Origin of the sequence: Pelagimonas sp. (genome assembly GCF_050633425.1) — a bacterium.
Taxonomy (GTDB): Bacteria; Pseudomonadota; Alphaproteobacteria; order Rhodobacterales; family Rhodobacteraceae; genus Pelagimonas.
In genome coordinates this window covers 1-24,222 of the sequence record NZ_JBOEGM010000004.1, presented here as the reverse complement: position 1 = coordinate 24,222, position 24,222 = coordinate 1, and the positions used below count along the sequence as shown (strand labels likewise).

The 24,222-nt window shown below is 55.1% G+C and carries 27 protein-coding genes; 13 read left to right on the top strand and 14 right to left on the bottom strand.

From position 1 onward, the window contains the following. The 5 genes from ACRBB0_RS02100 to ugpB all read right to left on the bottom strand — a co-directional run bounded on the left by ACRBB0_RS02100 (position 1) and on the right by ugpB (position 5,159). Positions 1-975 carry a glycerophosphodiester phosphodiesterase family protein gene (locus tag ACRBB0_RS02100; protein WP_431372740.1) on the bottom strand — a complete coding sequence of 325 codons (975 nt, stop codon included), beginning with the start codon at positions 973-975 and terminating at the stop codon, positions 1-3. Positions 976-978: 3 nt separating this feature from the next. Then, on the bottom strand, positions 979-2,034 hold the full coding sequence (locus ACRBB0_RS02095; protein ID WP_431372739.1) for a sn-glycerol-3-phosphate import ATP-binding protein UgpC: 1,056 nt from the start codon (positions 2,032-2,034) through the stop codon (positions 979-981). Between the two features lie 13 nt (positions 2,035-2,047). Further along, positions 2,048-2,899: a sn-glycerol-3-phosphate ABC transporter permease UgpE gene (gene ugpE / locus ACRBB0_RS02090; protein WP_431372738.1), complete on the bottom strand. Its 852-nt coding sequence runs from the start codon at positions 2,897-2,899 to the stop codon at positions 2,048-2,050. Continuing rightward, positions 2,899-3,780, bottom strand: coding sequence for a sn-glycerol-3-phosphate ABC transporter permease UgpA (gene ugpA, locus ACRBB0_RS02085; RefSeq protein ID WP_431372737.1), 882 nt, complete (start codon positions 3,778-3,780; stop codon positions 2,899-2,901). Before ugpA ends, ugpE begins: the two co-directional genes overlap by 1 nt. 74 nt (positions 3,781-3,854) lie before the next feature. Then, positions 3,855-5,159: a sn-glycerol-3-phosphate ABC transporter substrate-binding protein UgpB gene (gene ugpB / locus ACRBB0_RS02080; protein ID WP_431372736.1), complete on the bottom strand. Its 1,305-nt coding sequence runs from the start codon at positions 5,157-5,159 to the stop codon at positions 3,855-3,857. A 160-nt stretch (positions 5,160-5,319) separates the two neighbouring features. Here ugpB and ACRBB0_RS02075 point away from each other — a divergent pair, with 160 nt between their 5' ends. Further along, entirely contained in the window at positions 5,320-6,246 is a 927-nt protein-coding gene (locus tag ACRBB0_RS02075) for a LysR substrate-binding domain-containing protein (protein ID WP_431372735.1), read from the top strand. Between the two features lie 148 nt (positions 6,247-6,394). On the opposite strand, the gene ACRBB0_RS02070 is transcribed toward ACRBB0_RS02075, so the two are convergent. Next, a complete protein-coding gene (locus ACRBB0_RS02070) occupies positions 6,395-6,976 on the bottom strand; it encodes a TetR/AcrR family transcriptional regulator (protein WP_431372734.1) in 582 nt (193 codons plus the stop codon). A 99-nt stretch (positions 6,977-7,075) separates the two neighbouring features. On the opposite strand from ACRBB0_RS02070, the gene ACRBB0_RS02065 reads away from it, so the two are divergent. Then, positions 7,076-7,666: an NAD(P)H-dependent oxidoreductase gene (locus ACRBB0_RS02065; protein ID WP_431372733.1), complete on the top strand. Its 591-nt coding sequence runs from the start codon at positions 7,076-7,078 to the stop codon at positions 7,664-7,666. Position 7,667: 1 nt separating this feature from the next. On the opposite strand, the gene ACRBB0_RS02060 is transcribed toward ACRBB0_RS02065, so the two are convergent. Continuing rightward, complete coding sequence (locus ACRBB0_RS02060; protein WP_431372732.1) at positions 7,668-8,870, bottom strand: M24 family metallopeptidase; 1,203 nt, start codon at positions 8,868-8,870, stop codon at positions 7,668-7,670. A gap of 286 nt (positions 8,871-9,156) precedes the next feature. On the opposite strand from ACRBB0_RS02060, the gene ACRBB0_RS02055 reads away from it, so the two are divergent. Both ACRBB0_RS02055 and ACRBB0_RS02050 read left to right on the top strand, forming a co-directional pair. After that, positions 9,157-9,870: a GIY-YIG nuclease family protein gene (locus ACRBB0_RS02055; RefSeq protein WP_431372731.1), complete on the top strand. Its 714-nt coding sequence runs from the start codon at positions 9,157-9,159 to the stop codon at positions 9,868-9,870. Between the two features lie 180 nt (positions 9,871-10,050). Further along, a complete protein-coding gene (locus ACRBB0_RS02050) occupies positions 10,051-10,380 on the top strand; it encodes a DUF3775 domain-containing protein (protein ID WP_431372730.1) in 330 nt (109 codons plus the stop codon). Between the two features lie 8 nt (positions 10,381-10,388). Here ACRBB0_RS02050 and ACRBB0_RS02045 read toward each other — a convergent pair whose 3' ends face one another. After that, a complete protein-coding gene (locus tag ACRBB0_RS02045; protein WP_431372729.1) occupies positions 10,389-11,642 on the bottom strand; it encodes a DNA polymerase IV in 1,254 nt (417 codons plus the stop codon). A gap of 112 nt (positions 11,643-11,754) precedes the next feature. On the opposite strand from ACRBB0_RS02045, the gene ACRBB0_RS02040 reads away from it, so the two are divergent. From ACRBB0_RS02040 to ACRBB0_RS02030, 3 genes are read left to right on the top strand one after another with little or no spacing between them, the layout of a single operon-like run. Then, positions 11,755-12,648: an SPFH domain-containing protein gene (locus tag ACRBB0_RS02040; protein ID WP_431372728.1), complete on the top strand. Its 894-nt coding sequence runs from the start codon at positions 11,755-11,757 to the stop codon at positions 12,646-12,648. Then, complete coding sequence (locus ACRBB0_RS02035) at positions 12,645-12,920, top strand: NfeD family protein (RefSeq protein WP_431372727.1); 276 nt, start codon at positions 12,645-12,647, stop codon at positions 12,918-12,920. The genes ACRBB0_RS02040 and ACRBB0_RS02035 overlap by 4 nt, the downstream gene beginning before the upstream one ends. A 3-nt stretch (positions 12,921-12,923) precedes the next feature. Continuing rightward, a complete protein-coding gene (locus ACRBB0_RS02030) occupies positions 12,924-13,340 on the top strand; it encodes an NUDIX domain-containing protein (protein WP_431372726.1) in 417 nt (138 codons plus the stop codon). A 15-nt stretch (positions 13,341-13,355) separates the two neighbouring features. Here the strand turns inward: ACRBB0_RS02030 and pyrF are convergent, their stop codons facing one another. Together pyrF and ACRBB0_RS02020 are read right to left on the bottom strand one after the other, a co-directional pair. Further along, entirely contained in the window at positions 13,356-14,063 is a 708-nt protein-coding gene (gene pyrF, locus ACRBB0_RS02025; protein ID WP_431372725.1) for an orotidine-5'-phosphate decarboxylase, read from the bottom strand. A 66-nt stretch (positions 14,064-14,129) separates the two neighbouring features. Next, positions 14,130-14,393 carry a hypothetical protein gene (locus tag ACRBB0_RS02020; RefSeq protein WP_431372724.1) on the bottom strand — a complete coding sequence of 88 codons (264 nt, stop codon included), beginning with the start codon at positions 14,391-14,393 and terminating at the stop codon, positions 14,130-14,132. Between the two features lie 207 nt (positions 14,394-14,600). On the opposite strand from ACRBB0_RS02020, the gene clpB reads away from it, so the two are divergent. Beyond that, positions 14,601-17,213 (top strand): ATP-dependent chaperone ClpB, encoded by a 2,613-nt coding sequence (clpB, locus tag ACRBB0_RS02015; protein ID WP_431372723.1) that lies wholly within the window; start codon positions 14,601-14,603, stop codon positions 17,211-17,213. Positions 17,214-17,279: 66 nt separating this feature from the next. Here the strand turns inward: clpB and ACRBB0_RS02010 are convergent, their stop codons facing one another. Continuing rightward, on the bottom strand, positions 17,280-18,692 hold the full coding sequence (locus tag ACRBB0_RS02010; RefSeq protein WP_431372722.1) for a calcium-binding protein: 1,413 nt from the start codon (positions 18,690-18,692) through the stop codon (positions 17,280-17,282). A 236-nt stretch (positions 18,693-18,928) separates the two neighbouring features. Then, positions 18,929-19,372, bottom strand: coding sequence for a DUF302 domain-containing protein (locus ACRBB0_RS02005; protein ID WP_431372721.1), 444 nt, complete (start codon positions 19,370-19,372; stop codon positions 18,929-18,931). A gap of 116 nt (positions 19,373-19,488) precedes the next feature. Between ACRBB0_RS02005 and ACRBB0_RS02000 the strand changes: the two genes are divergently transcribed. Further along, on the top strand, positions 19,489-20,985 hold the full coding sequence (locus ACRBB0_RS02000) for an FMN-binding glutamate synthase family protein (protein ID WP_431372720.1): 1,497 nt from the start codon (positions 19,489-19,491) through the stop codon (positions 20,983-20,985). On the opposite strand, the gene ACRBB0_RS01995 is transcribed toward ACRBB0_RS02000, so the two are convergent. Continuing rightward, positions 20,958-21,344, bottom strand: a complete 387-nt coding sequence (locus tag ACRBB0_RS01995) for a hypothetical protein (RefSeq protein ID WP_431372719.1) — start codon at positions 21,342-21,344, stop codon at positions 20,958-20,960. The two genes, ACRBB0_RS02000 and ACRBB0_RS01995, sit on opposite strands and share 28 nt — an antisense overlap. Before the next feature lie 58 nt (positions 21,345-21,402). On the opposite strand from ACRBB0_RS01995, the gene ACRBB0_RS01990 reads away from it, so the two are divergent. The 4 genes from ACRBB0_RS01990 to ACRBB0_RS01975 all read left to right on the top strand — a co-directional run bounded on the left by ACRBB0_RS01990 (position 21,403) and on the right by ACRBB0_RS01975 (position 23,778). Continuing rightward, entirely contained in the window at positions 21,403-21,870 is a 468-nt protein-coding gene (locus ACRBB0_RS01990; protein WP_431372718.1) for a winged helix-turn-helix transcriptional regulator, read from the top strand. 94 nt (positions 21,871-21,964) lie between these two features. Continuing rightward, complete coding sequence (msrP, locus tag ACRBB0_RS01985) at positions 21,965-22,876, top strand: protein-methionine-sulfoxide reductase catalytic subunit MsrP (RefSeq protein WP_431372717.1); 912 nt, start codon at positions 21,965-21,967, stop codon at positions 22,874-22,876. Further along, positions 22,876-23,472 (top strand): protein-methionine-sulfoxide reductase heme-binding subunit MsrQ, encoded by a 597-nt coding sequence (msrQ, locus tag ACRBB0_RS01980; protein ID WP_431372716.1) that lies wholly within the window; start codon positions 22,876-22,878, stop codon positions 23,470-23,472. The genes msrP and msrQ overlap by 1 nt, the downstream gene beginning before the upstream one ends. A gap of 72 nt (positions 23,473-23,544) precedes the next feature. Then, entirely contained in the window at positions 23,545-23,778 is a 234-nt protein-coding gene (locus ACRBB0_RS01975; RefSeq protein ID WP_431372715.1) for a hypothetical protein, read from the top strand. A gap of 191 nt (positions 23,779-23,969) precedes the next feature. On the opposite strand, the gene ACRBB0_RS01970 is transcribed toward ACRBB0_RS01975, so the two are convergent. Further along, a partial coding sequence (locus ACRBB0_RS01970; protein WP_431372714.1) for a hypothetical protein occupies positions 23,970-24,222 on the bottom strand: 253 nt, incomplete at its 5' end.

Sequence of the window (24,222 nt, the reverse complement as noted above, 5' to 3'; positions counted from 1 at the left end):
TTAGGGTGCCTCGGCAAAGGGGCGGATGTCGTCGCGCCAGGTCAAACCCTGTGAAAGCAGCAATCGCTGTGCCCGGCCCGGATAATCGGTGATGATCCCATCAACCCCAGCATCAATCGTTGCTTGGATGTCGTGGGCGGTGTTGGGCGTCCAGGCGTTTACAATGAGGCCCAAGCTCTGCGCTGTCGCGACTTTTTCGGCGGTGATATCGGCGAAATAGGGGCTCCAAACGGCCCCTCCCTGCGCCGCAACAACATGCGCAAGCGAACCGCCATGTTCGGCCAAAGACGCCCCAGCCATCCATGGGGATCCTTCGAAAGTATTGGCATCCATGGGCGCATTCGGTTTGGGGTCGTAACTCAGATAAGACCGTGGGAGGCTTGGGGAAAGGCGTTTTGCCTGCTCTAGAACATTCCAGTTAAAGCTTTGAAATATAACGCGGGTTTTTAGGTTGTAATGCGTAAGCGTGTCAATGATTGTCGCAGTATATTCGCCAAGCGCCGGGGTGTTGTCCGGTTTTGTTGGGTCGCTTTTAACTTCGAGATTGAGCCAGATATGACGGTATTGTGGCTCATTCACCAAGGCGCAGAGGTCAGAGAGTTTGGGAATGGTTTGGCCCGTGAGAAAGGCCTGATCGGGATAGCGATTGGCGTAATCTGTACCTGCACGCAGCCCGCCAACGTCGTAGCGCCGCAGCTCTTCATAGGTCAAATCAATCACACGAGGGCCGTCTTGTGACAGCCAAAGCCCATTGGGGTCGCGGGTCGAGGCGGCCATGAGCGCGGGGTTGTGGGTGATGACTGGAATACCATCCGCTGTGGTCAGGACATCCAGCTCAACCACCTGCACGCCAGTGTCAAAGACCTGTTGAAAGGCCATCAAGGTATTTTCAGGCAGCACCCCGCGCGCAGCACGATGGCCGTGCAAGCGAACAATGCCGGGCGCTTTGCGCAAGAGGGCAAGAGGGTCTGACATAAGTCAGGCCCCGATCCGTTTTTCTGTCTCGGGATCAAACAGATGTAAGTTGTAGGTCGGCGCAGACAGGGTGAGTTCTTCGCCGACGATATGCTGGGTGATCCCGTTAAGGCTTGCCACAATTTGAAGGTCTGTACCGGCCAGCGTCCCGTGGAGCAATGTCACTCCGCCCAGATGTTCAAGCATCTCGATGGTCATTTTGAAATGCCCGGTTGCGTCAGGTGTCAGATGCTCGGGGCGCACACCGAGAAGGACAGGCCCGGAGACGTCTTGGCCGGTGTCCAAGCTGATGCCGTTTGGCATGCTCACCGTGCCATTTGTGGCGGTACTGGGGATGAAGTTCATCGCGGGCGAACCAATGAAACCGGCGACAAAAACCGATGCGGGCCGCTCGTATAGTTCAATGGGCGTGCCGAATTGTTCAACATAGCCACCGTTCAGGACCATCAGACGGTCGCCTAATGTCATGGCTTCAACCTGATCATGGGTCACAAAGATGGACGTCACGCCGAGGCGCTTTTGCAATTTGCGAATTTCGAGTCGCATTTGGACGCGCAATTTGGCGTCCAGGTTGGAGAGAGGTTCGTCAAACAAGAATACTTGCGGGTCTCGGACGATGGCGCGGCCCATGGCGACGCGCTGGCGCTGACCACCTGAAAGTTGGCGCGGTTTGCGATCAAGGTATTGACCTATTTCAAGAATATCAGCGGCGTCTTGAACGCGTCGATTGATTTCATCCTTGGCGAGTTTGCGAATTTTCAGGCCATAGGCCATGTTTTGGCGGACGCTCATGTGCGGGTAGAGCGCGTAGTTCTGGAACACCATAGCGATGTCACGATCCGCCGGTTCCAGATCATTGACCCGTTTGTCGCCAATATACACGTCGCCAGAGCTGACCGTTTCCAGACCTGCCACCATTCGTAACAGCGTGGATTTCCCACAGCCGGACGGGCCAACGATGACAACAAATTCACCGTCCTCGATCTCGGCGGTGATATGGTGCAAAACCTGCGTGTCCGCGTAGGATTTTGTGAGGGTGTCGAGCTTGATACCAGCCATATGCTGCGCCGCCTTATTTATCGGTTTCCGTCAGCCCTTGCACAAAGAGCTTTTGCATTGCGATGACCACAAAAATCGGTGGCACCATGGCCAGCAGAGCGGTCATCATGATGATGTTCCATTGTGGAGATTGTTCAGCCGCTTCAAGCATTTGCTTGATCGAAACCACGATGGTCGACATGTCGCTGTCGGTCGTGACCAAAAGCGGCCAGAGGTATTGGTTCCAGCCATAAATGAACAGGATGACAAACAGCGCGGCAATATTGGTGCGGCTGAGGGGAATGACGATATCCCAGAAAAACCGCATCGGGCCAGCCCCGTCGATCCGCGCACTTTCCAGCATCTCATCAGGGATGGTGAGGAAGACTTGGCGGAACATGAACGTCGCCGTTGCCGAGGCGATCAAGGGCACGGTGAGGCCCCAATAGCTGTTGAGCATGCCAAGATCGGCGATGACTTCGAAGGTGGGCAGGATGCGGACCTCAACCGGGAGCATCAGGGTGATGAAGATCATCCAAAAGAACGCCATGCGGAACGGAAACTTGAAATACACAATCGCAAAAGCAGAGAGGAGAGAGATGGCGATTTTGCCCACCGCAATCATCAGCGCCATGATCAGCGAATTGAACATCATCATCCAAACCGGCGCGGTCTTGGTGCCCGACAAGCCCGAGCCCCAAAAGGTTTGTTTAAGGTTCACAAGGAACTGGTCGCCGGGCCACATGGGAATTGGGGTTTGCATCATGCGCTCAGCCTCGTGGCTGGCACCGACAAAGGTAATCCAGACCGGCAGGGCGACCATCGCCACTCCGAGCAAGAGGATCAAATGCGACAGGATCGCCAGAAGGGGGCGGTTTTCGACCATCAGTACTGGACCCTCTTTTCGATGAAGCGGAACTGGATCACCGTCATCGCGATCACCATAACCATTAAAATGACCGACTGTGCTGCGGATCCGCCCAGATCAAGGCCGACAAACCCGTCGTTATAAACCTTGTAGACCAGCGTCGTGGTTGAGTTCGCAGGGCCACCTTGGGTGATGGCATGGATGATGCCAAAGGTTTCAAAGAAGGCGTAAGTGGCGTTGATCACCAGAAGGAAAAACGTGGTCGGAGAGATCAGTGGAAATATGATGGTGGCAAAGCGTCGGATTGGCCCAGCACCATCAATGGCGGCGGCTTCGGTGATGGATTTGGGGATGGATTGCATCGCAGCGAGGTAGAAGAGGAAGTTATAGGCAACCTGTTTCCAAGCGGCGGCAACAATAACCAGGAACATGGCTTGGCCGCCGTTTAGGTAATGATTCCAATCATATCCGATCATTTCGAGTATGTAGGGGAAGATGCCGATCGTCGGGTTGAACATGAACACGAACAGCGCACCGGCCAGCACCGGCGCGACGGCATAGGGCCATATCAATAGGGTGCGATAGGCCGTAGAGCCGCGCACCACGCGATCTGCAAACCCTGCCAGGATCAGCGCAAAGCTCATCGACAGGAAGGCCACGCTGGCAGAAAAGAAAATCGTGCGGCCAAAAGCCCCGCGATAATGTTTATCGCCCCAAAGGTATTCGAAGTTTTCGAACCAAACGAATTCGGTCGACAGACCAAAGGCATCTTCGATGAGGAATGACTGATACACCGCTTGACTGGCTGGCCAGATAAAGAAGATCAGTGTGATAATGACCTGCGGAGCCACCAAAAGGTAGGGCAGGACAGAGGCCGGAAAGTGAACGCGTTTGAGCATTGGATCTCGGGGGACAGAGGGCAGAAAAAGCCCGGCAACACTTGGCTGCCGGGCCAGATCACTGAAACGGAGACTTACTTGGCTGAGCGCTCAAATTTGCGCAGCAGCTCGTTGCCACGTGACGCAGCATTGTCCAGCGCCTCTTGGGCGGTGGCGTTGCCGGCCCAGAGAGCTTCCATTTCTTCGTTGATCACGTCGCGGATCTGAACAAAGTTACCAAAGCGCAAGCCACGAGAGTTGGCTGTGGGAATGTTCAGGCTCAGCTGTTTGATCGCGGTGTCAGTGCCGGGGTTGCTTTCATAGAAGCCCTGTTCGGCGCTCAGCTCAGCAGCGGCTTTGGTGATTGGCACATAGCCGGTTTCCTGATGCCACCAAGCCTGAACCTCAGGCGAAGACAGGTATGTCAGGAACTTGGCCAGACCTTTGTACTCTTCGTCCTCATGACCGGCCAGCGCCCAGAGGGTCGCGCCACCGATGATGGAGTTTTGCGGCGCATCAGCCAGCTTGGTGTCGAGCGGCAGCATGGTTTGACCGAACTCGAACTTGGCTTGGGATTTGATCGAACCGTAGTAGGCAGACGAGTTCATCCACATGCCGCATTCGCCGTTGGTGAACATCGGAAGGCTGTCACCGCGACGACCGCCGTAAACGAATTTGTTGTCGGCCTGCATGTCGGCAACCGATTGCAAACGCGCTGCAACTTTGTCGTTGTTAAAGGTGAACTCAGTGTCGAACCCGGCAAAGCCGTTCTCTTTTGTGCCCAGCTCCATGTTGTGCCACGCAGAGTAGTTTTCCAGCATGACCCATGACTGCCAGCCAAAGGAAATGCCGCATTTCATGCCATTGGCAACCAGCGCGGCAGAGGCGGCTTCGACCTCATCCCAAGTGGTGGGCGCTTCGACACCGGCGGCCTTGAGCGCATCGGCGTTGTACCACAGAACTGGGGTCGAGCTGTTGAAAGGCATCGACAGGAGTTCGCCTTCTGGTGTCTCGTAATAGGACACAACCGCTGGCAAATAATCGTCACCGTTAAAGGGTTCGCCCGCATCGGCCATCAGCTGTTCAACCGGATAGATCGCGCCCTTGGCGGCCATCATTGTTGCTGTGCCAACTTCGAAAACCTGAACGAGGTGCGGCTGTTCGCCAGCACGGAACGCGGCAATCGCGGCGGTCATGGTTTCCGTGTAGTTGCCTTTGTAGGCGGGGGTGACGGTGTACTCGTCCTGGCTGGCATTGAAATCGGCCGCGATCTTGTCAACGCGCTCGCCATTGGCGCCGCCCATGGCGTGCCACCAGGTAACTTCGGTCTGTGCATAGGCCGTGCTGGCGAGGGCACCCATGAAAACGGTGCTCGCCAAAAGCGATTTGGTGAAGGTCATTGAGTGTCTCCCTGACAACAACAATTTGAGTTGTAACTCTGAGCATTTGCTAAGCACATTGATAATTCAAGTGAAACATTTGTAAACCAACCATAACATTACGTTATAACTTGAGTGAAAGGGTGGTCTGCGGTAAGCTATGTGAAACGGGGGTAAGTCATTGAAATTTCAGCTAAGACAGCTTGAGGCGTTCCGTGCTGTAGCAGAAGCCGGTAATATTACACGAGCCGCCAAAAATTTAGGCGTGTCACAACCCGCAGTTAGCAGATTACTGTCTGATTTTGCCAAATCCATCGGGTTTGAGCTGTTTGAGCGGCGGCGCGGCGTGCTCGAACCCACAAGTGAGTCGCGATATTTGCTAACCGAAGTGAATCGCATTTTGGACAGTTTGGATCATCTCGAAGACCTGCGTCGCGATCTGACCGAACGCACGGCAGGGCACATTCGGATCGCCTGTTTGCCGGGATTTGCGACGAGCCATTTGCCCAAAGTGCTGGTGGAATTCTTGCGCGATCGGCCCGGAGTTACGGTGACCCTTGAACCGGATCGGCCAGAGCGGATTCTGGAATGGATCATCGGTGAGCAATATGATTGCGGGCTGACCGACGGCTTTGCCGGGCATCCGGCGACCGAAAGCCAGGACTTGTATGTCAAATCAGTCTGTATTTTGCCCAAGGGCCATGCTTTGGCGAATAAACCGCGCATTGCTCCGATTGATCTGGCCAAGGAACGGTTGATTCATACCCGGCGGGACAGTCGGTTTTATTATCGGCTGAGCCGTGCCTTTGCTGATGCTGGCGTTGAGATTAACAGCTTGATTGAGGTGCGCCAATTTACAACAGCTTGCACAATGGTGGCCGAAGGCATGGGGGCGTCGGTGGTTAGCGCGTTGGATGCGGAGCAATTCCGAGACAGCGGATTGGTGATCCGGCCGTTCGATCCACAAATCTATCATCGTCTGTCAATTTTACGCCCCGCAACGGGCACGCGCACGCCTGTGGTCTTGGATTTTATCGATGCTTTTGTCGATAGCCTCACGCCGTTTTTAGCCGAAGCTCCACCAGAGACGGCGCGGCTCACGAGCTGATAGGCCTGTTAGACAGGTCGGTTAGACCAGAGGTGAAAACCGCCTGTTGGGTGACACCCAAAAGGTGGGCGTTTGGTCGGGTTGATCTTTAGCGCTTCTGTGATCTGGTTTTGAAATGGTGCCGGTTTTCTATCGTAACACCAGAGGGTTACGAGGGGCTAGGAGTAAGCCAGGCTTCCAAATACGGTCTCAGGCGATCGGGAAGATCGACCGTGTTGTGCAGTGAGCAAAAGTTCAACGCAATGGTTTGTACAACAAACGCCTGTACCCCTTCGGCCAGTAAATCAGGCCCGACATCGCGGCGAAAAGCCGAATTGTCGAGCCATTGCATCAGCAAGACAACCTGTCGTTCAAAGGTTTTGGCGATGGGGCCAATATCTTCAATCGCAGCCGCGCCAGAGCGGCGGATGATCACGTCAAAAACCTCGCGCTCGGCCCCCATATAGCGAAGCAATGGCATCAGTGATTCGACCAGCTGCACAACCGAGTTTGGGGCGGAACCCGCCTGCATATGATCCAAAATCGCATCCAGATCAGCTCCGATCAAATGATCCATCAGCGCGTCTTTGTCGGGGAAATGGGCGAAGAATGTGCCTTTGGCGGTGCCTGCGCGTTTGACCACTTCCTCGGTCCGCAGGGCAGGATAGCCTGTTTCTTCAACCACTTGCCGGGCTGCTTCGAGAAGGCGGGCGCGGGTTTGCAAGGTGCGTTTTTGAATTGGTTTGTTCATGGGCTCACTCTGCACAAATTTCGACCATGGTCAAATTTTAGTATTGACCGTGGTCATTTTTGGTGAATATTGACCGCAGTCATTTATTGGAGCCCAACAATGCCACGCAAAATTTTCGTCTTTGATGCCCACCCCGTTGCCAACACGCTAAACGCGCATTTGGCGACCACGTACCAAGCCGCTGCCCAAAGCGGCGGCCATGATGTCCGAGCGATGTCATTGTCACAGATGTCGTTTGATCCGGACTTTGGACAAACCCATTACCGACACACCAAACCGCTAGAGCCGGATTTGGAAAGTTTTATGCAGGGGATTGAATGGTCCGATCATCTTGTGATGACCATGCCGATGTGGTGGGGAAGTTACCCGGCCAAAACCAAGGCTTTGTTGGATCGGGCTCTGATGACCGGGCGGGCGTTTGACACCCGCAACCCCAACTTCCTTGGGCTACCGGCCCCAATGCTGACTGGGCGCTCCGGGCGGGTGATCATCACCTCTGACACGCCGCGCATCTTTCAGCGACTTGTATATGGCGATGCTTTTCAGAAGCAGATCAAAAAACAGGTGATGGACTTTGTGGGCATCAAACCAGCACGGTTTACCTGGCTCGCTCAGGCCGGGTCACCCAAGCCCGGACAGGTCGATAAATGGGCGGCCAAGATGGGTCAGCTTGGCCGCCTTGGTCAGTAGATCAGCCAACCACGTTGGTTTCAGGGCCATAGGGATAGCCGGTGATATTGTCGTTGCCGTTTTCGGTAATCACCAGAATATCGTGTTCGCGGTATCCTCCGGCCCCCGGTTGGCCTTCTGGAATGGTCAACATGGGTTCCATGCTGATCACCATGCCGGGTTCTAGGACTGTGTCGATGTCTTCGCGCAATTCCAGCCCGGCCTCGCGCCCATAATAATGGGACAGAACACCGAAACTATGGCCGTACCCAAAGGTCCGGTATTGCAGCAAATCGCGTTCGGCAAAGAAGGTGTTGATTTGCTCGGTGATGTCGCTGCAACTCGCTCCGGGTGTCAGCAAAGACATCCCGTATTCGTGCGCGGCGACATTGGCCTCCCAAATTTTCAGGCTGGCGGCGTCGACCTCTTGGACAAAGAGCGTGCGTTCAAGAGCGGTGTAATAGCCTGAAATCATGGGGAATGTGTTCAGTGACAGTATATCGCCGCGCTGCAATTCGCGCGCAGTCACCGGATTATGCGCCCCATCGGTGTTGATGCCCGATTGGAACCACACCCATGTGTCGCGGTACTCCGCATCGGGGAATCGTTTGGCGATTTCCAGCTCCATCGCATCGCGACCGGCGATGGCGATGTCGATCTCACGGAGGCCCGGTTTGATCGCATCGCGGATCGCAAAGCCCCCCACATCGGCAACCTGCGCACCATGCCGGATCAGCTCAATCTCAGCCGCCGATTTATGCATCCGCTGACGCATGGTGGCCGGAGCGATGTCATGTGTCGCGCTTGGGGACAAGAATTCGTTCAGCAGCGCGTTTTGAGCAAGGGTCAGGTGATCACCTTCATAACCGACAACCTTGCCCGGCCCGGTAACGGATAGGATCGCGCGCCAATAATTGTTCCGCTGCCAATCGGTATAGGTGATGTTGTCGGCATGGCTGCGCCGCCATGGTTGCGCGGCATCAATACCGGCGCTGATGGTCACGCTGTCACTTGACGTGACGACCAACCCGTAAGGGCGGCCAAAGCTGCAATACAAAAAGCCGGAATAGTAGGCGATGTTATGCATCGAGGTGAACACACAGGCATGGATGCCTTGGTTGGCCATCTCGGCGCGCAACTGCGCCAGCCGCGCGTCATATTCCGCGTCGGCAAAGGGAAGCGTTTTTTCACCTTGGTGAAAACGATACTGCTGGGGACGTTCCATGAAACCCTCCTGTGACGGGTGGGAAACCCTCCCCCACCGCATCGGCAAAGCAAGGTCCCGGCGTGCAGGACGGAAAAGGGCATATAACTGACGACGCCATCGTCTGCCCAGCGTTAAGAATGGCGGAGAGATGGGACGTTGGCAAGGGTGAGTGCGGCAAATGACGGCATCGCGGACGAAGCTGCCGTCGTTCAATTTCAAATCAATAACTGCTTTTGATTTATGTGGCTCTAGTTTCCGGTCGCAACGACTTGACACCCTACACACCACTGTCGAAGCTCTTGCCATGAAAGAACATATAATAAGTGAGATCAAACGCCTTGCTGAAAAGAACGGGGGCAAAGCGCCTGGCAAGGCCCCGTTTCATCAAGAGACTGGAATCGCGGAAAGCGACTGGTATGGAAAGCTGTGGCTCCGCTGGAATGACGCGGTAGCCGATGCTGGCTTGGTGCCGAACAAGAAGCAGGGTCGCCTTTCAAGTGATCATGTTTTGGACAAATATGCCGAGGTCTGCCGCCACTACGGCAAGCCTCCTTCAAGCGCTGAACTGCGCTTTTATGCCAGGGAAACCCCTAGTTTTCTCAGCCATAATACTTTTGCCAAGCATTTTGGCAGTAAGAATGGGGTTATTGTCGCTCTCAGAGATCGCGCTATTGAACGAGGTGAGGAAGACCTCGTCTCAATCTTGCCTGAAGTGATTGCCTCTCAGGCTTCCAAAGATGGTGCCACCACAGCAAAAATGTCGGATGGCTGGGTCTATCTCCTACAGTCGGGTGATCATTTCAAAATTGGTCGCAGCGACGAACTGGAGAAACGCGTGAAGCAAATTAGCATTGCGCTCCCCGAGAAGGTCGAACTTGTTCATGCCATTAAAACTGACGACCCACCAGGCATCGAGACTTACTGGCACCGCCGTTTTGCAGATCATCGCGCCAACGGTGAGTGGTTCAAGCTATCTACCGCTGACGTGAGAGCCTTCAAGCGGCGGAAATTCCAATAGGAAAGCTTGAAAGCCGACATTCATGCACCTCGCGGCATACAGTAGATTGGGCTCAGACCGGACCTTCTCATTTTGCTCTGCAACGGCCACGATCTGACTTGCGCAAGATCAAGGCGCGGTTTTGGTGTCCGACGCAAAATCCCTGAGAAGAACTGTCATAAACCTTTCAGGAGACGCGACATGGGAAGTATCGGCGACAAACTAGCCGTCCGAAAAGTTGCCGCCGTCATCGTAATGGCGCGGGAATTGGACCGAGCTGAGGGCGAATTACGTGCGTTTATCGACCGCATGGATGTCGAAGAGCAAGCAGCCTTGGTGGCGGTGATGTGGATTGGGCGCGGGGCCTTTGAAGCAGAAGAGTTGCAAGAGGCCTTTTCGACCGCGTTGGCGGAAGCATCGACCCCAACAGCGGATTACTTGATTGGAACCCCGCATCTGGTCGACAACCTCGAAGGTGGGCTTGAAGCACTGGGGTTTGATGCGATCGACGAAGAAGATCAGCTTTTGTAGCGCAGCCCCTACCGCAAAGATCGCCCTTTGACGATTGCGTTTTCGCCAAAACGGGCCCTGATTTCGTCGGTGGCTCGTTCCGCTTGGGCACGGGTTCCGGCCTTGGGATCAAGCAAATCGCCCGCCCGATCCGCATCATCTTCTGGGACCAGATCAGAAATACCGGCCCCAATGAGCCGATACGGGCCCTCGCCGGGAACCTGATCGAACAAAGAGCGAGACGTGCGGTAAATCCGATCAGCGATTTGGGTGGCATCGGGCAAAGTGACGCGCCGCGTGATCAACTTGAACTTGGAATCCTTGAGCTTGAGCGTCACCACCCGCCCCGCCAATCCGCGCGCTTTGGCCCTATCAGAGACCTTTTCGCAGAGCCGCCAGAGGTGACCATCAAGGATGTCTGTGTGCCCTGTATCTTCGAAAAACGTGGTTTCATTTGAGATCGATTTGATCGGAGCATTGCGTTTCACGCTGCGATGGTCCTGCCCTCTGGCGAGATGCCAGAGCCGCTCGCCCATTGATCCAAACCTCTGTGACAGGTCCTCGCGCTCCCAGCGCAACAGGTCTTCGAAGGTTCGAATGCCCGCACGTTCCAGCGCGTCTTGGGCGACACTACCAACGCCCCAGATCAGGCGCACAGGTTTGGGGCGCAAGAAGCTCTCGGTTTCGGCTTTGCCGATCACAGAGAACCCATTGGGCTTGTCTAAATCTGATGCGATTTTAGCGAGAAATTTGTTGTGTGACAGGCCGATGGATCCGGTCACCCCGAGTTCGTCTTTCATGCGTTTGACCAGTTGTGCCAACTTGATTGCGGGCGGAACGCCGTGCAAACGTGTGGTTCCTGTCAGGTCCATAAAGGCTTCGTCCAAGGAGAGCGGCTCAATTGACGGGGTCATCTCCTCCATGATCGCCCGAATCGCCTTGGAGGTTTCTACGTATACGTCCATGCGTGGTTTTACGACCACAGCATCCGGGCATTTTTTGAGCGCCTGAAACATTGGCATAGCCGAGCGAACACCGCGCATCCGCGCAATGTAACAGGCCGTCGAGACCACACCGCGCCGCCCCCCGCCAACGATCACCGGTTTGTCTGCCAGCTCAGGATTGTCACGTTTTTCCACACTGGCGTAAAACGCGTCACAATCCATATGAGCAATGCTCAAATCCCAAAGCTCAGGATGAGCAATGACGCGCGGCCGCCCGCAAGACGGGCAACGGTTGCCCGTTTCGAAGGGCGTCAGACAATTTCGACAAAGTGACGGCATGCCCTGACAATATCCCCTGAACGACGTCCCGGCAATCAGAGGAGAGGGAACAGGGCTTTCATTTCTCACAAAAATCACCATCTTGGTGACAAGTCTTTTCAGGAGAGTTTTTATGGATATCGAAGCGGTCCTTGCCGAGTTTTCTAGCAGCAATATCGTCATTCTACTATTGGCGGTCTTGGTTTTTGTCATTGTTCTTTTGGGCGTGCGGATTGTTCCGCAATCTGAAAAGCATGTGGTTGAGCGCTTTGGTCGTCTTCGGTCGGTTCTTGGGCCGGGGATCAACCTGATCGTTCCGTTCTTGGATCGTGTGCGGCACAAGATTTCGATCCTCGAACGACAGTTGCCCAACGCAAAACAAGACGCCATCACCACGGATAACGTCTTGGTTCAGGTTGAAACCTCTGTGTTCTATCGAATCTTAGAGCCTGAAAAGACGGTTTACCGGATTCGCGACGTTGACGGTGCGATTGCGACCACGGTTGCCGGGATCGTGCGGGCCCAGATCGGTAAAATGGAGCTCGACGAGGTGCAGTCAAACCGCTCTCAATTGATTTCGCAGATCAAAAACAGCGTCGAAGACGCGGTGGATGATTGGGGTATCGAAGTGACCCGTGCTGAAATTTTGGATGTGAATTTGGATCAGGCAACCCGCGATGCAATGTTGCAGCAGCTCAACGCCGAACGTGCCCGCCGTGCCCAAGTGACCGAAGCCGAGGGGGAACGCCGGTCGGTTGAGCTTCAGGCTGATGCCGAATTATATGCTGCCGAGCAAGCCGCCAAGGCCCGCCGCGTGTCGGCTGAGGCCGAAGCATATGCCACAGAAGTTGTTGCCAAGGCGATCAAAGAGCACGGCATAGAAGCCGCACAGTATCAGGTCGCTTTGAAGCAAGTCGAGGCGCTGGTTAAGGTCGGAGAGGGTGCGGGCAAGCAGACCGTGTTGCTGCCTGCCAATGTGCTGGATGCCTTTGGTGATGCGTTCCAGATGCTGAAGGGAAGCAAATGATGTGGGATCAGTGGTGGATTTGGGCCGGCGCAGGCATTGTTTTGCTGATCATTGAGGTCTTTGCCCCTGGGTTTGTTTTTCTGGGGTTTGGCGTTGGTGCCCTAGCCGTTGCGTTGATTTTGGCGGTGGGTGGCGGGTTGATAACATCGCTGTCGGTGGCTTTGCTGGTGTTTGCAGTCTGTTCACTGGTCGCTTGGCTTGTCATTCGTAGGCTTGCGGGGGAACGCAAAGGGCAGATCAAAATCTGGGACACAGACATTAACGACAACTGAACAATGGATCGTCGACGGCAAAGTTTTCTAGGGGCCAAGGTGATGCTGTTTGCGGGCCCCTTTTTGATTGCGCTGTGGCGGGATCATACGCCCGGGATTGTCTTTCCAGGGTGCTTGGATTTTCCGGGTGGCGGCCGAGAAGGGGCTGAAAGCCCGGAAGCCTGCGCGTTACGGGAAACCGAAGAGGAAATCGGTCTTCGTTTGTCAGAAGCCGACCTGGAGCTGGTTCACATTCGGGAAAACCAAGGAAAAGTCAGTTTTTTCTTTGTGGCTCATGTGGATGAGACAGTCTTGGATGATATTGTCTTTGGCTGTGAGGGAGAGGGCTGGCAGTCAATGCTGCCAGAGAATTTTGTTTCCCACCCCAAAGCGATCCCACATTTTGCCGACATACTAAGAGCGTATTTATCGGCAAAATGAGAGTGGTCTGCTATTTTACGCTTGGTTGAGCTCTGCGACGATCGCTTGGGCGGCTGCACGCGGGTTTGCCGCAGTGTGAACCGGGCGCCCCACAACAATATGATCCGCCCCATTTGCAATGGCCGCTGCAGGTGTTGCGATGCGTTTTTGGTCGCCCAGATCAGCGCCAATCGGACGAACGCCGGGGGTGACGATCAGTTTGCCTTGGGCCTCGGGCAACGCACGAATCAACGCAGCCTCATTTGGTGATGCGATCACGCCATCCGCACCCGCTTCAAACGCGCGGGCGGCGCGGGTCGTCACGAGGTCGGGAATGTCACCAGCCTGAATCAGAGACGCGTCCAAATCGGCGCGATCAAGCGATGTCAGAATGGTCACTGCTAGGATTTTCAAGTCTTTGCCCGCGGCGCCCTCTTTTGCGGCGCGCACAACATGCGGGTCTCCGTGGACCGTCAGGAAGTCCAGATCGAACTGGGCAATTCCGCGAACGGCGGCTTCCACCGTGGCGCCGATGTCAAAGAACTTCATATCGAGGAAAATCTTTTTGCCATGCTCGGCCTTGAGTTCATTTGCAAGCGCTAGTCCACCACCGGTCAGCATGCCAAGGCCGATCTTGTAAAACGATACACTGTCACCCAGTTTTTGCACCAGATCGACACCCGCCAAGACATTGGGGACATCAAGGGCAACAATCAGACGATCATCAGAGGTTGGAATAGACATGGGAGCAAGACCTTTCGCTGAGCAAACGGCCCTCTTTTGAGGTGCAGGCCCGCGTTCGTCAAGGCATCAAGCCCTTAGAGTGGGCGGCAAAATGCCCGGAGCCAAACGAATAGCACCTTTGGCACGGTATTCCGGCATGTGGCGGGTCTGTCGCAGGGCTTCTGCCAAAAGCAGAAGGCGGTGTTTGCTTTTGCTGATTTCCACCCGGCGCGGCAGCGTCAAAGGGACGTTAATTCGAGTGTCGCCACAAATCAGAGAGATCGAGCCCGACGTAACGCCATTTGGCCCATCGTGTCGAAACCCGCTATATTCGACGTCAGTAATAATCATTTCAATTTGCCTCCACGTGCCGCAACTTGCGCGCAAAGGGTTTAAAATCCGGTGCAGCTGTCCGTAAAAATGTAATGGTATTTTTGCAACGCGCACCCCTTGAAGGCGAGCGTCAAAATCTCCATCTTTTGTGTGAGGCCCTAAAAGGTTCGTGTGCTGCTGAGCGGGCGCGAACAACCGATGGGCGCTTGGACAAAGGAGAAGACCATGAACCTAGATCAGTTCACGGAGCGGTCGCGCGGGTTTATTCAAGCGGCGCAGACAATCGCAATGCGGGAGAGCCATCAAAAACTGGCACCCGAGCACTTACTCAAAGCACTCATGGATGACGATCAGGGGCTTGCGAGCAACCTGATTAAACGGGCAGGAGGCCAGCCTGAGCGTGTTGTTCAGGTGATCGACACCAAATTGGCGAAAATTCCCAAAGTGACCGGGGATGCGGGTCAGATTTACCTCGACAGCAGCACCGGAAAAGTTGTGGATGAGGCTGAAAAGATTGCCAAAAAGGCCGGTGATAGTTTTGTTCCGGTTGAGCGTCTCTTGATGGCTTTGGCGTTGGTGAAAACCGCGGCCAAAGAGGCGTTGGAAGCCGGCAATGTTTCGGCCCAAAAGCTAAACGAAGCGATCAATGGTATTCGCAAAGGTCGTACCGCAGACAGTGCCACTGCTGAAGAAGGGTATGATGCGCTCAAGAAATACGCGAGCGATCTGACCGAAGCCGCACGAGAAGGCAAAATCGACCCGATTATTGGACGAGACGAAGAAATTCGCCGTGCAATGCAGGTGTTGAGCCGTCGCACCAAAAACAACCCGGTGATGATTGGTGAACCGGGTGTCGGGAAAACCGCAATCGCCGAAGGGTTGGCGTTGCGGATCGTCAACGGCGATGTGCCGGAATCCCTGCGCAACAAACAGCTGTTGGCATTGGATATGGGGGCGTTGATTGCCGGTGCGAAATATCGCGGTGAGTTTGAGGAGCGTCTGAAAGCAATCCTGACCGAAGTCACGCAAGCCGCCGGTGAAATCATCTTGTTCATTGATGAGATGCACACGTTGGTTGGCGCGGGCAAAGCAGATGGTGCGATGGATGCGTCGAATCTGCTGAAACCTGCCTTGGCACGTGGTGAGTTGCATTGCGTCGGCGCGACCACGCTGGATGAATACCGCAAACACGTTGAAAAAGACGCGGCTCTGGCGCGGCGGTTCCAGCCGGTGATGGTTGAAGAGCCAACGGTCGAGGACACGATCAGCATTCTACGCGGCATCAAAGAAAAGTATGAGCTGCACCACGGGGTGCGGATCTCTGATAGCGCGTTGGTTTCGGCCTCGACGTTGAGCCACCGATATATCACCGACCGCTTTTTGCCGGACAAGGCGATTGATTTGATGGACGAAGCCGCCAGCCGTTTGCGCATGGAAGTGGACAGCAAACCAGAAGAGCTGGATGCGTTGGATCGCGATATTCTGCAAAAGCAGATCGAAGTCGAGGCGTTGCGTCTTGAGGAAGATCAGGCGTCAAAGGATCGTTTGGCCAAGCTGGAATTGGATCTTGGCAATTTGCAGGATGAGTCTGCGCAAATGACTGCCAAATGGCAGGCTGAGCGCGATAAGCTCGCCTCTGCGCGTGATATCAAAGAGCAACTTGATCGCGCCCGCGCGGAGCTTGAGCAAGCCAAACGGGAAGGCAACCTGGCCAAGGCGGGGGAGCTGTCATACGGCATTATACCCGGTCTTGAAAAGCAGCTGACCGATGCCGAAGAAAGCGACGATGTCATGGTTGAAGAGGCGGTGCGCCCTGAGCATATCGCCGCCGTTGTGGAACGCTGGACCGGTATTCCAACGTCGAAAATGCTTGAAGGAGACCGTGAAAAGCTGTTGCGGATGGAAGACGATCTGCACAGGCGGGTCATTGGTCAGGATCAAGCTGTTACGGCGGTCTCCAATGCCGTGCGCCGTGCGCGTGCAGGCCTGAATGACGAGAATAGGCCACTTGGGTCGTTCTTGTTCCTTGGGCCGACCGGCGTTGGGAAAACCGAGCTGACCAAAGCCGTGGCGGATTTCCTCTTTGACGACGATAACGCCATGGTGCGGATCGACATGTCTGAGTTCATGGAAAAGCATTCCGTGGCGCGTCTGATCGGGGCTCCTCCCGGTTATGTTGGCTATGACGAGGGTGGGGTTTTGACTGAAGCCGTGCGTCGTCGCCCCTATCAGGTGGTCCTGTTTGACGAAGTCGAAAAGGCCCACCCGGATGTGTTCAACGTGCTGTTGCAGGTTCTTGACGATGGTCAGTTGACCGATGGTCAGGGGCGGACAGTTGACTTTAAACAGACCTTGATCGTGCTGACGTCCAACCTTGGCTCGCAGGCGCTTAGCCAATTGCCTGAAGGGGCGGATGCGGCGCAAGCCAAGCGCGATGTTATGGACGCGGTCCGGGCGCATTTCCGGCCTGAGTTCCTCAACCGTCTGGACGAGACGATCATCTTTGATCGCCTCAAACGTGACGACATGGACGGTATCGTTGATATCCAATTGGCCCGCTTGCTCAAACGTTTGGCTGCACGCAAAATCTCGTTGCAGCTTGATGAGGAGGCAAAGAAATGGATGGCCGATGAAGGCTATGACCCGGTCTTTGGCGCACGCCCGCTCAAGCGCGTGATCCAACGGGCTCTGCAGAACCCGCTGGCCGAGATGTTGCTGGCCGGTGATATTGCCGATGGCGATACCATCGTCATAAGCGCCGGAGCCGAAGGGTTGATCATCGGCGATCGTGTTGGGGCGACGAACCGGCCCAAACCGGATGATGCGGTCGTCCACTAAATAGGAAAATGAAAAAGGCCCGCCTAACTGGTGGGCCTTTCTTTTGTCCGACGACGGTCAGGACGCTTAGAAAATGAAGTCGTCAGAAGAGATGTCTGCGACATCTGTGTTTCGCAACGTCACACTATTGTCGCCCGTAAACTGGATATGCACATCCGACCCGGACTGAGTGACAACCAGATCTGAATAGGTGTTGATCCCTTGGGATGCATACCCCCTAACATCCAAGAGGTCGCTTCCGTCTTGGAAGTCGGTGATCGTGTCATTGTTGCTGCGCGCTTCGAACACGAAGGTATCGTTTCCTGACCCACCGGTCATCAGGTCCTGGCCCCGACCGCCGATCAGTTCATCATCGCCATGACCGGCAAGCATCGTGTCCTTGCCAGTGCCGCCATCGAGCTGATCGTCTCCAGTACCGCCCCAGAGCTTGTCGTTGCCATTTCCGCCAATGAGTTGGTCGTGACCATTGCCACCGTATAGGCGGTCGTTCTTGTTGCCGCCGTTTAGATAATCGTCGCCCGCCGCCCCATTGAGAAGATCGTTGTCCGCATCCCCGGTGATCACGTCATTGCCGTTTCCGCCGTAAATCTTGTCTTGCCCTGAGCCCCCGGAAATAAAATCATTGCCATCTTCGCCGCGGATTTGGTCTTTGCCGGACCCGCCAGAAATATTGTCATGGCCATCGCCGCCCCAAATCCGGTCTGACCCCTTACCTGCCACAATCACATCTGCGGCCTCGGTCCCTCTTACGGTATCGGAGCCGTCGGATGTGGCAACGGGGGAGGGGGCAACGGACAGGATAAAGTCGTCATTGCTTAAGTCTGTTGGGGAAATGCCCGACAGTTCCAAGGTATTGCCATAACCAAGATTGAGGCGTGTGCTGGCCCCCAAATCGTCAACGCTGAGCAAAGACAGGTCGTAAATGCCAATGGTGGTCAGGTCGATTTTGTCGATGCCAATTTCGAAATCGGTGATGGTGTCGTTGCCGGTTTTCCAGCCATCCATGATGAACAAATCGGCACCATCTTCGCCTGTCATGCGGTCGTCACCCTTGCCGCCGACAATGGTGTCATCATTGGCACCACCGTTCAAAGTGTCGTTGTCGCTGCCACCATCCAAATAGTCTTCGGCATCGCCACCAAACAGCTCATCATCGTTGTTGCCGCCGATCAGTGTATCGTCGCCTGCCCCCCCAACAAGGAGATCATCGGCATTGCCACCGTCCAGGATGTCGTCGCCAGCTTCGCCAAGCAGGGTGTCATGACCACAGGCCCCAACGAGCTGATCATTGCCGTCACCGCCAAGAAGTTCGTCGCCGCCATTCCCACCAATCAAAGTATCGTTGCCGTCCATGCCGAGAACGAGATCAGCGCCGTTATCGGCCATGTAATAATCATGACCACCCAGAAGTGCGATAACATCGCGCAAAGTTGTCCCTGTCAGGCTGTCGTCACCGTTGGTTCCAAATGTCGTCGGCATGGCCGTGCCCCTTTTCAAAATTACTTCGATGTCGCCCCAACACCCAAAAAGCTGGCCCAGTTGGGACAGCCTAGAAATCGTATTCGTAAACGAGGCTAGGGACGCGGGCGGAGTGAGGCAAAGAAAAAGACCAAATTTCGCCATAATTCGGTCTTATTTCCATTTGAGAGGGGGTGAGGGTTTCTGTGTTCGCAACAATCGCTTGCGGTTCGAAAAACTGTCGCGTTCAGGTGTCGTCAGTCGAGCCCGATGGCTGATCTGGCGATTCCATCAAGAAGAGCTTCGACGGCCTTCATTGCGCCATCTGGGAAAGTGCGAAAACCGATCGTGGTCACATCTGGGGTCTCGGGGCGGACCATGACAAAGATGTCATAGGGGCAAAATACGATATTCATTGGATCCGCTTCCATAACCTCGCGTGAGATTTTGGCAGAGCAAAAGCTAAAGACATCCGCATCTAGAAACAAAACCGTGTCTGATCCAACATCTTCGCGTGTGCGTTCCAGCATCGCACCGGTATGCGAGACACTATCTATCACCAGACCAGAGTCGAGAATTGCGCTTTCGAGCCCAAACACAACGTCATCAAAGCTTTCATCTGTGTCATAGGTGATCATGTCCGCAGCCATCGCGGCAGAACTCATCACACACAGTACCAGTGCGGCTAACATGTTTTTCATGATCATTTCCTTTCACGAATGCAGCAGGAGGGCTGCCATTTGTTTTGGTTAATGGCACAGTAGCGGCAACGCCCGCGTTTGCCCTGAGGCAAACCGACACATTCCTGGAGTTGAATATGGGTTATGCAATGGCCGCGCTGGAGTACCTGGCGCTTTTATTCGTTTTCTTTCTCGGCATCGCTGTCGCATTGGTCATCGTTTTGTTTGTTGCCGACCGGCGGCAAACCGGTGACGCGATCAGACGTAATTACCCGGTGATCGGACGTTTTCGACACCTGTTCACCGAGCTAGGAGAATTTTTCCGCCAGTATTTCTTTGCCATGGATCGTGAGGAAATGCCGTTTAACCGGGCGCAGCGCAATTGGGTGTCGCGCGCAATTGGGGCCAAGAGCAACACCATCGCTTTTGGATCGACGCGTAATTTGAATGTTCCCGGCACACCGATTTTCATGAATGCCGTGTTTCCGCCGCTGGATGACCAATACGCGTCGACAGAACCGATGGTGATCGGGCCGCATTGCAAGTCGCCCTATGCCGCCCCGTCGATCTTTAACATCTCGGGCATGTCATATGGTGCTTTGTCCAAACCGGCTGTTTTGGCCCTTAGCCGTGGCGCGGCCAAGGCTGGGATATGGATGAACACGGGCGAGGGCGGGATGTCTCCTCATCATCTCGCTGGTGGTTGCGATATCGTGTATCAGATCGGCACTGCGAAATTTGGTGTGCGTGACGCCGAGGGTAACCTGAGTGACGACAAGCTGCGCGAGGTTGCAGCGCGTCCGCAGGTAAAGATGTTTGAAATTAAGCTGAGCCAAGGGGCCAAGCCGGGCAAAGGTGGTATTTTGCCGGCGGCCAAGGTGAACAAAGAGATTGCGGAGATTCGGGGAATCCCGGTGGGGCAGGCCGCGAATTCGCCCAATCGCCACCGCGAAGTCGATGATTTTGGCGATTTGCTTGACCTGATTGCCCATATCCGCGCGGTGACCGGCAAGCCGGTCGGGTTCAAAACCTGCATGGGGTCGGCCAACCCTTGGGTCGGCCTCTTTGATGAGATTGCAAAACGGGGTGCGGAACATGCCCCGGACTTTATCACCGTGGATGGGGGCGAAGGCGGTACGGGCGCTGCGCCCATGCCCTTGATGGATCTGGTTGGTTTGCCATTGCGCGAAGCGCTGGTGCGCATGACCGATCTGCGTGACCAATTCGGGCTGCATGAGCGCATCCGTATCGTTGCAAGTGGTAAGCTGATCAACCCCGGTGACGTGGCTTGGGCGATTTGCGCAGGGGCGGATTTTGTCACCTCGGCGCGCGGGTTCATGTTTTCACTGGGCTGCATTCAGGCGCTGAAGTGTAACAAGAACACTTGCCCAACCGGCATCACCACCCATGATCCGGGCCTGCAAAAAGGGCTAGTGGTTGAGGACAAAGACAAGCGCGTCGCGGCCTATGCAAAGTCCATTGTCTATGAGGTGGAAACCATTGCCCATTCTGTGGGGGTGGCCGAGCCGCGATTGATGCGGCGTCGGCATGTGCGTATTGTGCGTGACGACGGCAGCTCGATCCGCATGAACGAGCTGTACCCGTCTCAGCCGAACAGTGGCGCGACCGCCTGAGCCGGATACACAAGCGTCAAGACAAGCCCGGCGGCGATGGCTCCAAAGGCCCACGCCGCCCGGTGCATTTTCGGATTTAGGCTCCAAACCATTATCATGGCAAAGGCCCCTGCGTTTGAAACCAGCCCAACCCAAAGCATGCCCCACGGCACCTGCTGTTCAAGTACCGTGAGCAAGGCGGCCAGGTATCCGACCAAGAGGGCCGACAAGGCGACGGCATAGAGCCGGTAAATCAGCGGGTCATGCCCCCACTGTCCCGTGAGGGTGTTGAGCCTTTTGTTTGAGGCAAAGCCAAAGATGGCGATCAGCGGGACAGTTATCAAAATCTTGGCAATCAAAAGAAGAGCAAGGGCGGACATGATGCGAATCCTGAGTTTGAATTTTGAACTTAGGTCAAGATGCTCTATCTGAGTTCACATGTCAAACTCAGCCGATTCCGAACGCCTCCCTCGTTTCCCACCTGACCGCTGCGGCCTTGCGCTTGCCGCCGGTGTCTTGGGTGACAAATGGGTTCTCATGATCTTGCGCCAACTGTTCTATGGCGTCGCCCGGTTCGAGGATATTCGCGCCGACATTGGCATCCCTAAATCGGTGCTCTCGACCCGTCTTGCCGATTTGGTCGCGGCCGATCTTGTGGTTAAGCGCCCCTATAAACCCGACGGTGGGCGCACCCGTTGGGAATATCATCTGTCCAAAAAAGGCGTCGACCTGGCCATGTCGTTTCTCGCGTTGTTGGAATGGGGCAATCGCAATTTGCTTGGATTCAGCCCCCCAATTGGCCCGGTCGAAACCGCCTCTCGCCGCCGATTGCGAGTGGCTTTGGTGGATGAAGACGGCAAGGAAGTCGCGCTGCAATCCATCCGTTTGGCTGACGTGTCCAAGTGAAGTGTTACAGACTCGGCACGGCAACGTGAGGGAATTTGCGTTGGAGGTTGATCACAGAGGCTTTATCTAACCGTCAGCCAACAAGGAGACCGACATGGCCAAGCGCTGGATCAACGACCTGACACATTCCGATGTAACGCCCGAAAAGGCGTTCTTGAACCGTCGCCAAATTTTGGCCGGCCTTGGTGCGGGGATCGGGGCCGGGGCCGCATTTGGCGTGGCAGGTCAAGCGCATGCCCAAGAGGCGCTTAAGCCCAACAAATGGGACGACATCACAAACTACTGCAACTATTATGAGTTCGGAACGGGAAAAGAAGATCCGGCCCGCAATGCGCATACGCTGACCACTGAGCCTTGGACGGTCAAGATTGACGGGTTGGTTGATAACCCCGGTGATTATGCGTTGGGTGATATTCTGGCCAAGATGACCATCGAAGAACGCATTTACCGGTTCCGCTGTGTCGAAGCGTGGTCCATGGTCGTGCCTTGGAACGGGTTTGAACTGGCTGATTTGCTGTCCATGGCCGGGGTCAAATCGGATGCAAAATACGTTGCCTTTGAAACGGTGTTCCGCCCCGAGGAAATGCCCGGCACACGTTACCAGGTTCTCGATTGGCCCTATGTCGAAGGCCTTCGGCTCGACGAAGCAATGCATCCGCTGACACTGATGGCCACCGGGCTGTATGGCAAACCTTTGCCCAACCAGAATGGCGCGCCGCTGCGCTTGGTGGTGCCGTGGAAATATGGCTTCAAGTCAATCAAATCGATCCTGCGCATCACGCTGACGGACACTCAGCCCCCAACCAGCTGGAACAAAGCCAACGCCCGTGAATATGGCTTCTATAGCAATGTGAACCCAACGGTGGATCACCCTCGTTGGTCCCAAGCCTCCGAACGTCCCATTGGTGGTGGCCTGTTTGCAGGCCGTAAAGACACGTTAATGTTCAACGGCTATGACGAAGTTGCGTCCTTGTATGACGGAATGGATTTGGCGGCGAACTTCTAATGATTGACCGGATCAACGCTTTTGCCCGCAAACTGCCCACTTGGGTTGTCTATCTCTTGGGGGTGCTGCCTGCGCCGTGGCTTGTTTATCTTGGCGCGACTGGCGGTTTAGGCGTTGAGCCGATCAAAGCCCTTGAGCATGAGCTCGGTGAACTGGCGTTGCAGTTGCTGATCGTCGGTTTGGCTATCACACCGCTGCGCCGATACGCTGGTATCAACCTGCTTAAATTCAGGCGGGCCATCGGGTTGCTCGCCTTCTTCTATGTGGCGCTGCATTTGACGGTTTGGATGGTTCTAGATGTTCAAACCCTGTCCCGCATCTGGGCGGACATTCTCAAGCGTCCCTATATTACGGTCGGCATGCTTGGGTTCGCTGCGATGATCCCCCTGGCACTGACGTCCAACAATTGGTCGGTCCGCCGTCTGGGGCCAAAATGGCGCAGCCTGCACAAGCTGACCTATCTTGCGGCCTTGGCGGGGGGCGTTCATTACCTGCTGTTGGTCAAAGGCTGGCAGATCGAACCGTTGATCTACATGGCTGTGATCGCAGGGTTGCTAACAATGCGAGTCAAAAGCCGCCGCATTCGCCACGCCTAAGGCGTAATTGGTGCACGGCACCGCCCTATTGCGACGACAGGTTGATGCTTGGTCTCGCAATAGGAGCTGTGAATGCGTACCCTTATAATGTGTCTCGTGACAATGATGCCAACTGTGATCTGGGCAAATTCGGAAAGCTGTGCCGAAGCGCCGTTTTGCAAACATGGCGATATCCAACAAGAGCAACCTGACAGCGCCTTTCCAACGAGCGTCAACAGTCAGATCACAGACCTGAGGGATGCCTCCGCCGATATCCAAGGCGAGCCTGATTTCGAAGCCTTGGTTTCTGAACAGATAACGGACTAGGGGGCGGTCTGGTCGCGCCTAACTATAAAAATCTAAGGCAGTTCACTTAGCCGAGAGAACCAGCGCCTTGAGATTTTCTTCATCCCACATATGGGCTGAGTTCCAACTGCGTCTCTTCGAACTCGTTGGAGTTCTGCCAGGCTCAATACTGTGTCGATCATTAAACGCCACGCGAGGATCCCTTTCCAACGTCAAACAACAGCGTGGTTACGGACAACAAACACGGGGGTGCCCCCAAAAAGGGGAGGATGAATAAGAAGAGCGCAGTCATTTGGAAGGCGAGCCGTTTGAGGAGTGATCAGACGCATGACCGAATGAGTCGGCAAAAAGCGATGTGATTCCTCTTTCAAGGGCATGGGTTGTGGAAAACCCTGTGGGAATCTCTGGGGGTATCTGCCGATCCCGCTGCCATGCAGCGTGATGTTGAGAGTAATTGCGTTTGTG

Bases quoted from the DNA above. Each gene is read 5' to 3' on its own strand.
- ACRBB0_RS02100 (WP_431372740.1), bottom strand. From the start codon at position 975: ATGTCAGACCCTCTTGCCCTCTTGCGCAAAGCGCCCGGCATTGTTCGC.
- ACRBB0_RS02095 (WP_431372739.1), bottom strand. From the start codon at position 2,034: ATGGCTGGTATCAAGCTCGACACCCTCACAAAATCCTACGCGGACACG.
- ugpE (WP_431372738.1), bottom strand. From the start codon at position 2,899: ATGGTCGAAAACCGCCCCCTTCTGGCGATCCTGTCGCATTTGATCCTC.
- ugpA (WP_431372737.1), bottom strand. From the start codon at position 3,780: ATGCTCAAACGCGTTCACTTTCCGGCCTCTGTCCTGCCCTACCTTTTG.
- ugpB (WP_431372736.1), bottom strand. From the start codon at position 5,159: ATGACCTTCACCAAATCGCTTTTGGCGAGCACCGTTTTCATGGGTGCC.
- ACRBB0_RS02070 (WP_431372734.1), bottom strand. From the start codon at position 6,976: ATGAACAAACCAATTCAAAAACGCACCTTGCAAACCCGCGCCCGCCTT.
- ACRBB0_RS02065 (WP_431372733.1), top strand. From the start codon at position 7,076: ATGCCACGCAAAATTTTCGTCTTTGATGCCCACCCCGTTGCCAACACG.
- ACRBB0_RS02060 (WP_431372732.1), bottom strand. From the start codon at position 8,870: ATGGAACGTCCCCAGCAGTATCGTTTTCACCAAGGTGAAAAAACGCTT.
- ACRBB0_RS02055 (WP_431372731.1), top strand. From the start codon at position 9,157: ATGAAAGAACATATAATAAGTGAGATCAAACGCCTTGCTGAAAAGAAC.
- ACRBB0_RS02050 (WP_431372730.1), top strand. From the start codon at position 10,051: ATGGGAAGTATCGGCGACAAACTAGCCGTCCGAAAAGTTGCCGCCGTC.
- ACRBB0_RS02045 (WP_431372729.1), bottom strand. From the start codon at position 11,642: ATGCCGTCACTTTGTCGAAATTGTCTGACGCCCTTCGAAACGGGCAAC.
- ACRBB0_RS02040 (WP_431372728.1), top strand. From the start codon at position 11,755: ATGGATATCGAAGCGGTCCTTGCCGAGTTTTCTAGCAGCAATATCGTC.
- ACRBB0_RS02035 (WP_431372727.1), top strand. From the start codon at position 12,645: ATGATGTGGGATCAGTGGTGGATTTGGGCCGGCGCAGGCATTGTTTTG.
- ACRBB0_RS02030 (WP_431372726.1), top strand. From the start codon at position 12,924: ATGGATCGTCGACGGCAAAGTTTTCTAGGGGCCAAGGTGATGCTGTTT.
- pyrF (WP_431372725.1), bottom strand. From the start codon at position 14,063: ATGTCTATTCCAACCTCTGATGATCGTCTGATTGTTGCCCTTGATGTC.
- ACRBB0_RS02020 (WP_431372724.1), bottom strand. From the start codon at position 14,393: ATGATTATTACTGACGTCGAATATAGCGGGTTTCGACACGATGGGCCA.
- clpB (WP_431372723.1), top strand. From the start codon at position 14,601: ATGAACCTAGATCAGTTCACGGAGCGGTCGCGCGGGTTTATTCAAGCG.
- ACRBB0_RS02010 (WP_431372722.1), bottom strand. From the start codon at position 18,692: ATGCCGACGACATTTGGAACCAACGGTGACGACAGCCTGACAGGGACA.
- ACRBB0_RS02005 (WP_431372721.1), bottom strand. From the start codon at position 19,372: ATGAAAAACATGTTAGCCGCACTGGTACTGTGTGTGATGAGTTCTGCC.
- ACRBB0_RS02000 (WP_431372720.1), top strand. From the start codon at position 19,489: ATGGGTTATGCAATGGCCGCGCTGGAGTACCTGGCGCTTTTATTCGTT.
- ACRBB0_RS01995 (WP_431372719.1), bottom strand. From the start codon at position 21,344: ATGTCCGCCCTTGCTCTTCTTTTGATTGCCAAGATTTTGATAACTGTC.
- ACRBB0_RS01990 (WP_431372718.1), top strand. From the start codon at position 21,403: ATGTCAAACTCAGCCGATTCCGAACGCCTCCCTCGTTTCCCACCTGAC.
- msrP (WP_431372717.1), top strand. From the start codon at position 21,965: ATGGCCAAGCGCTGGATCAACGACCTGACACATTCCGATGTAACGCCC.
- msrQ (WP_431372716.1), top strand. From the start codon at position 22,876: ATGATTGACCGGATCAACGCTTTTGCCCGCAAACTGCCCACTTGGGTT.
- ACRBB0_RS01975 (WP_431372715.1), top strand. From the start codon at position 23,545: ATGCGTACCCTTATAATGTGTCTCGTGACAATGATGCCAACTGTGATC.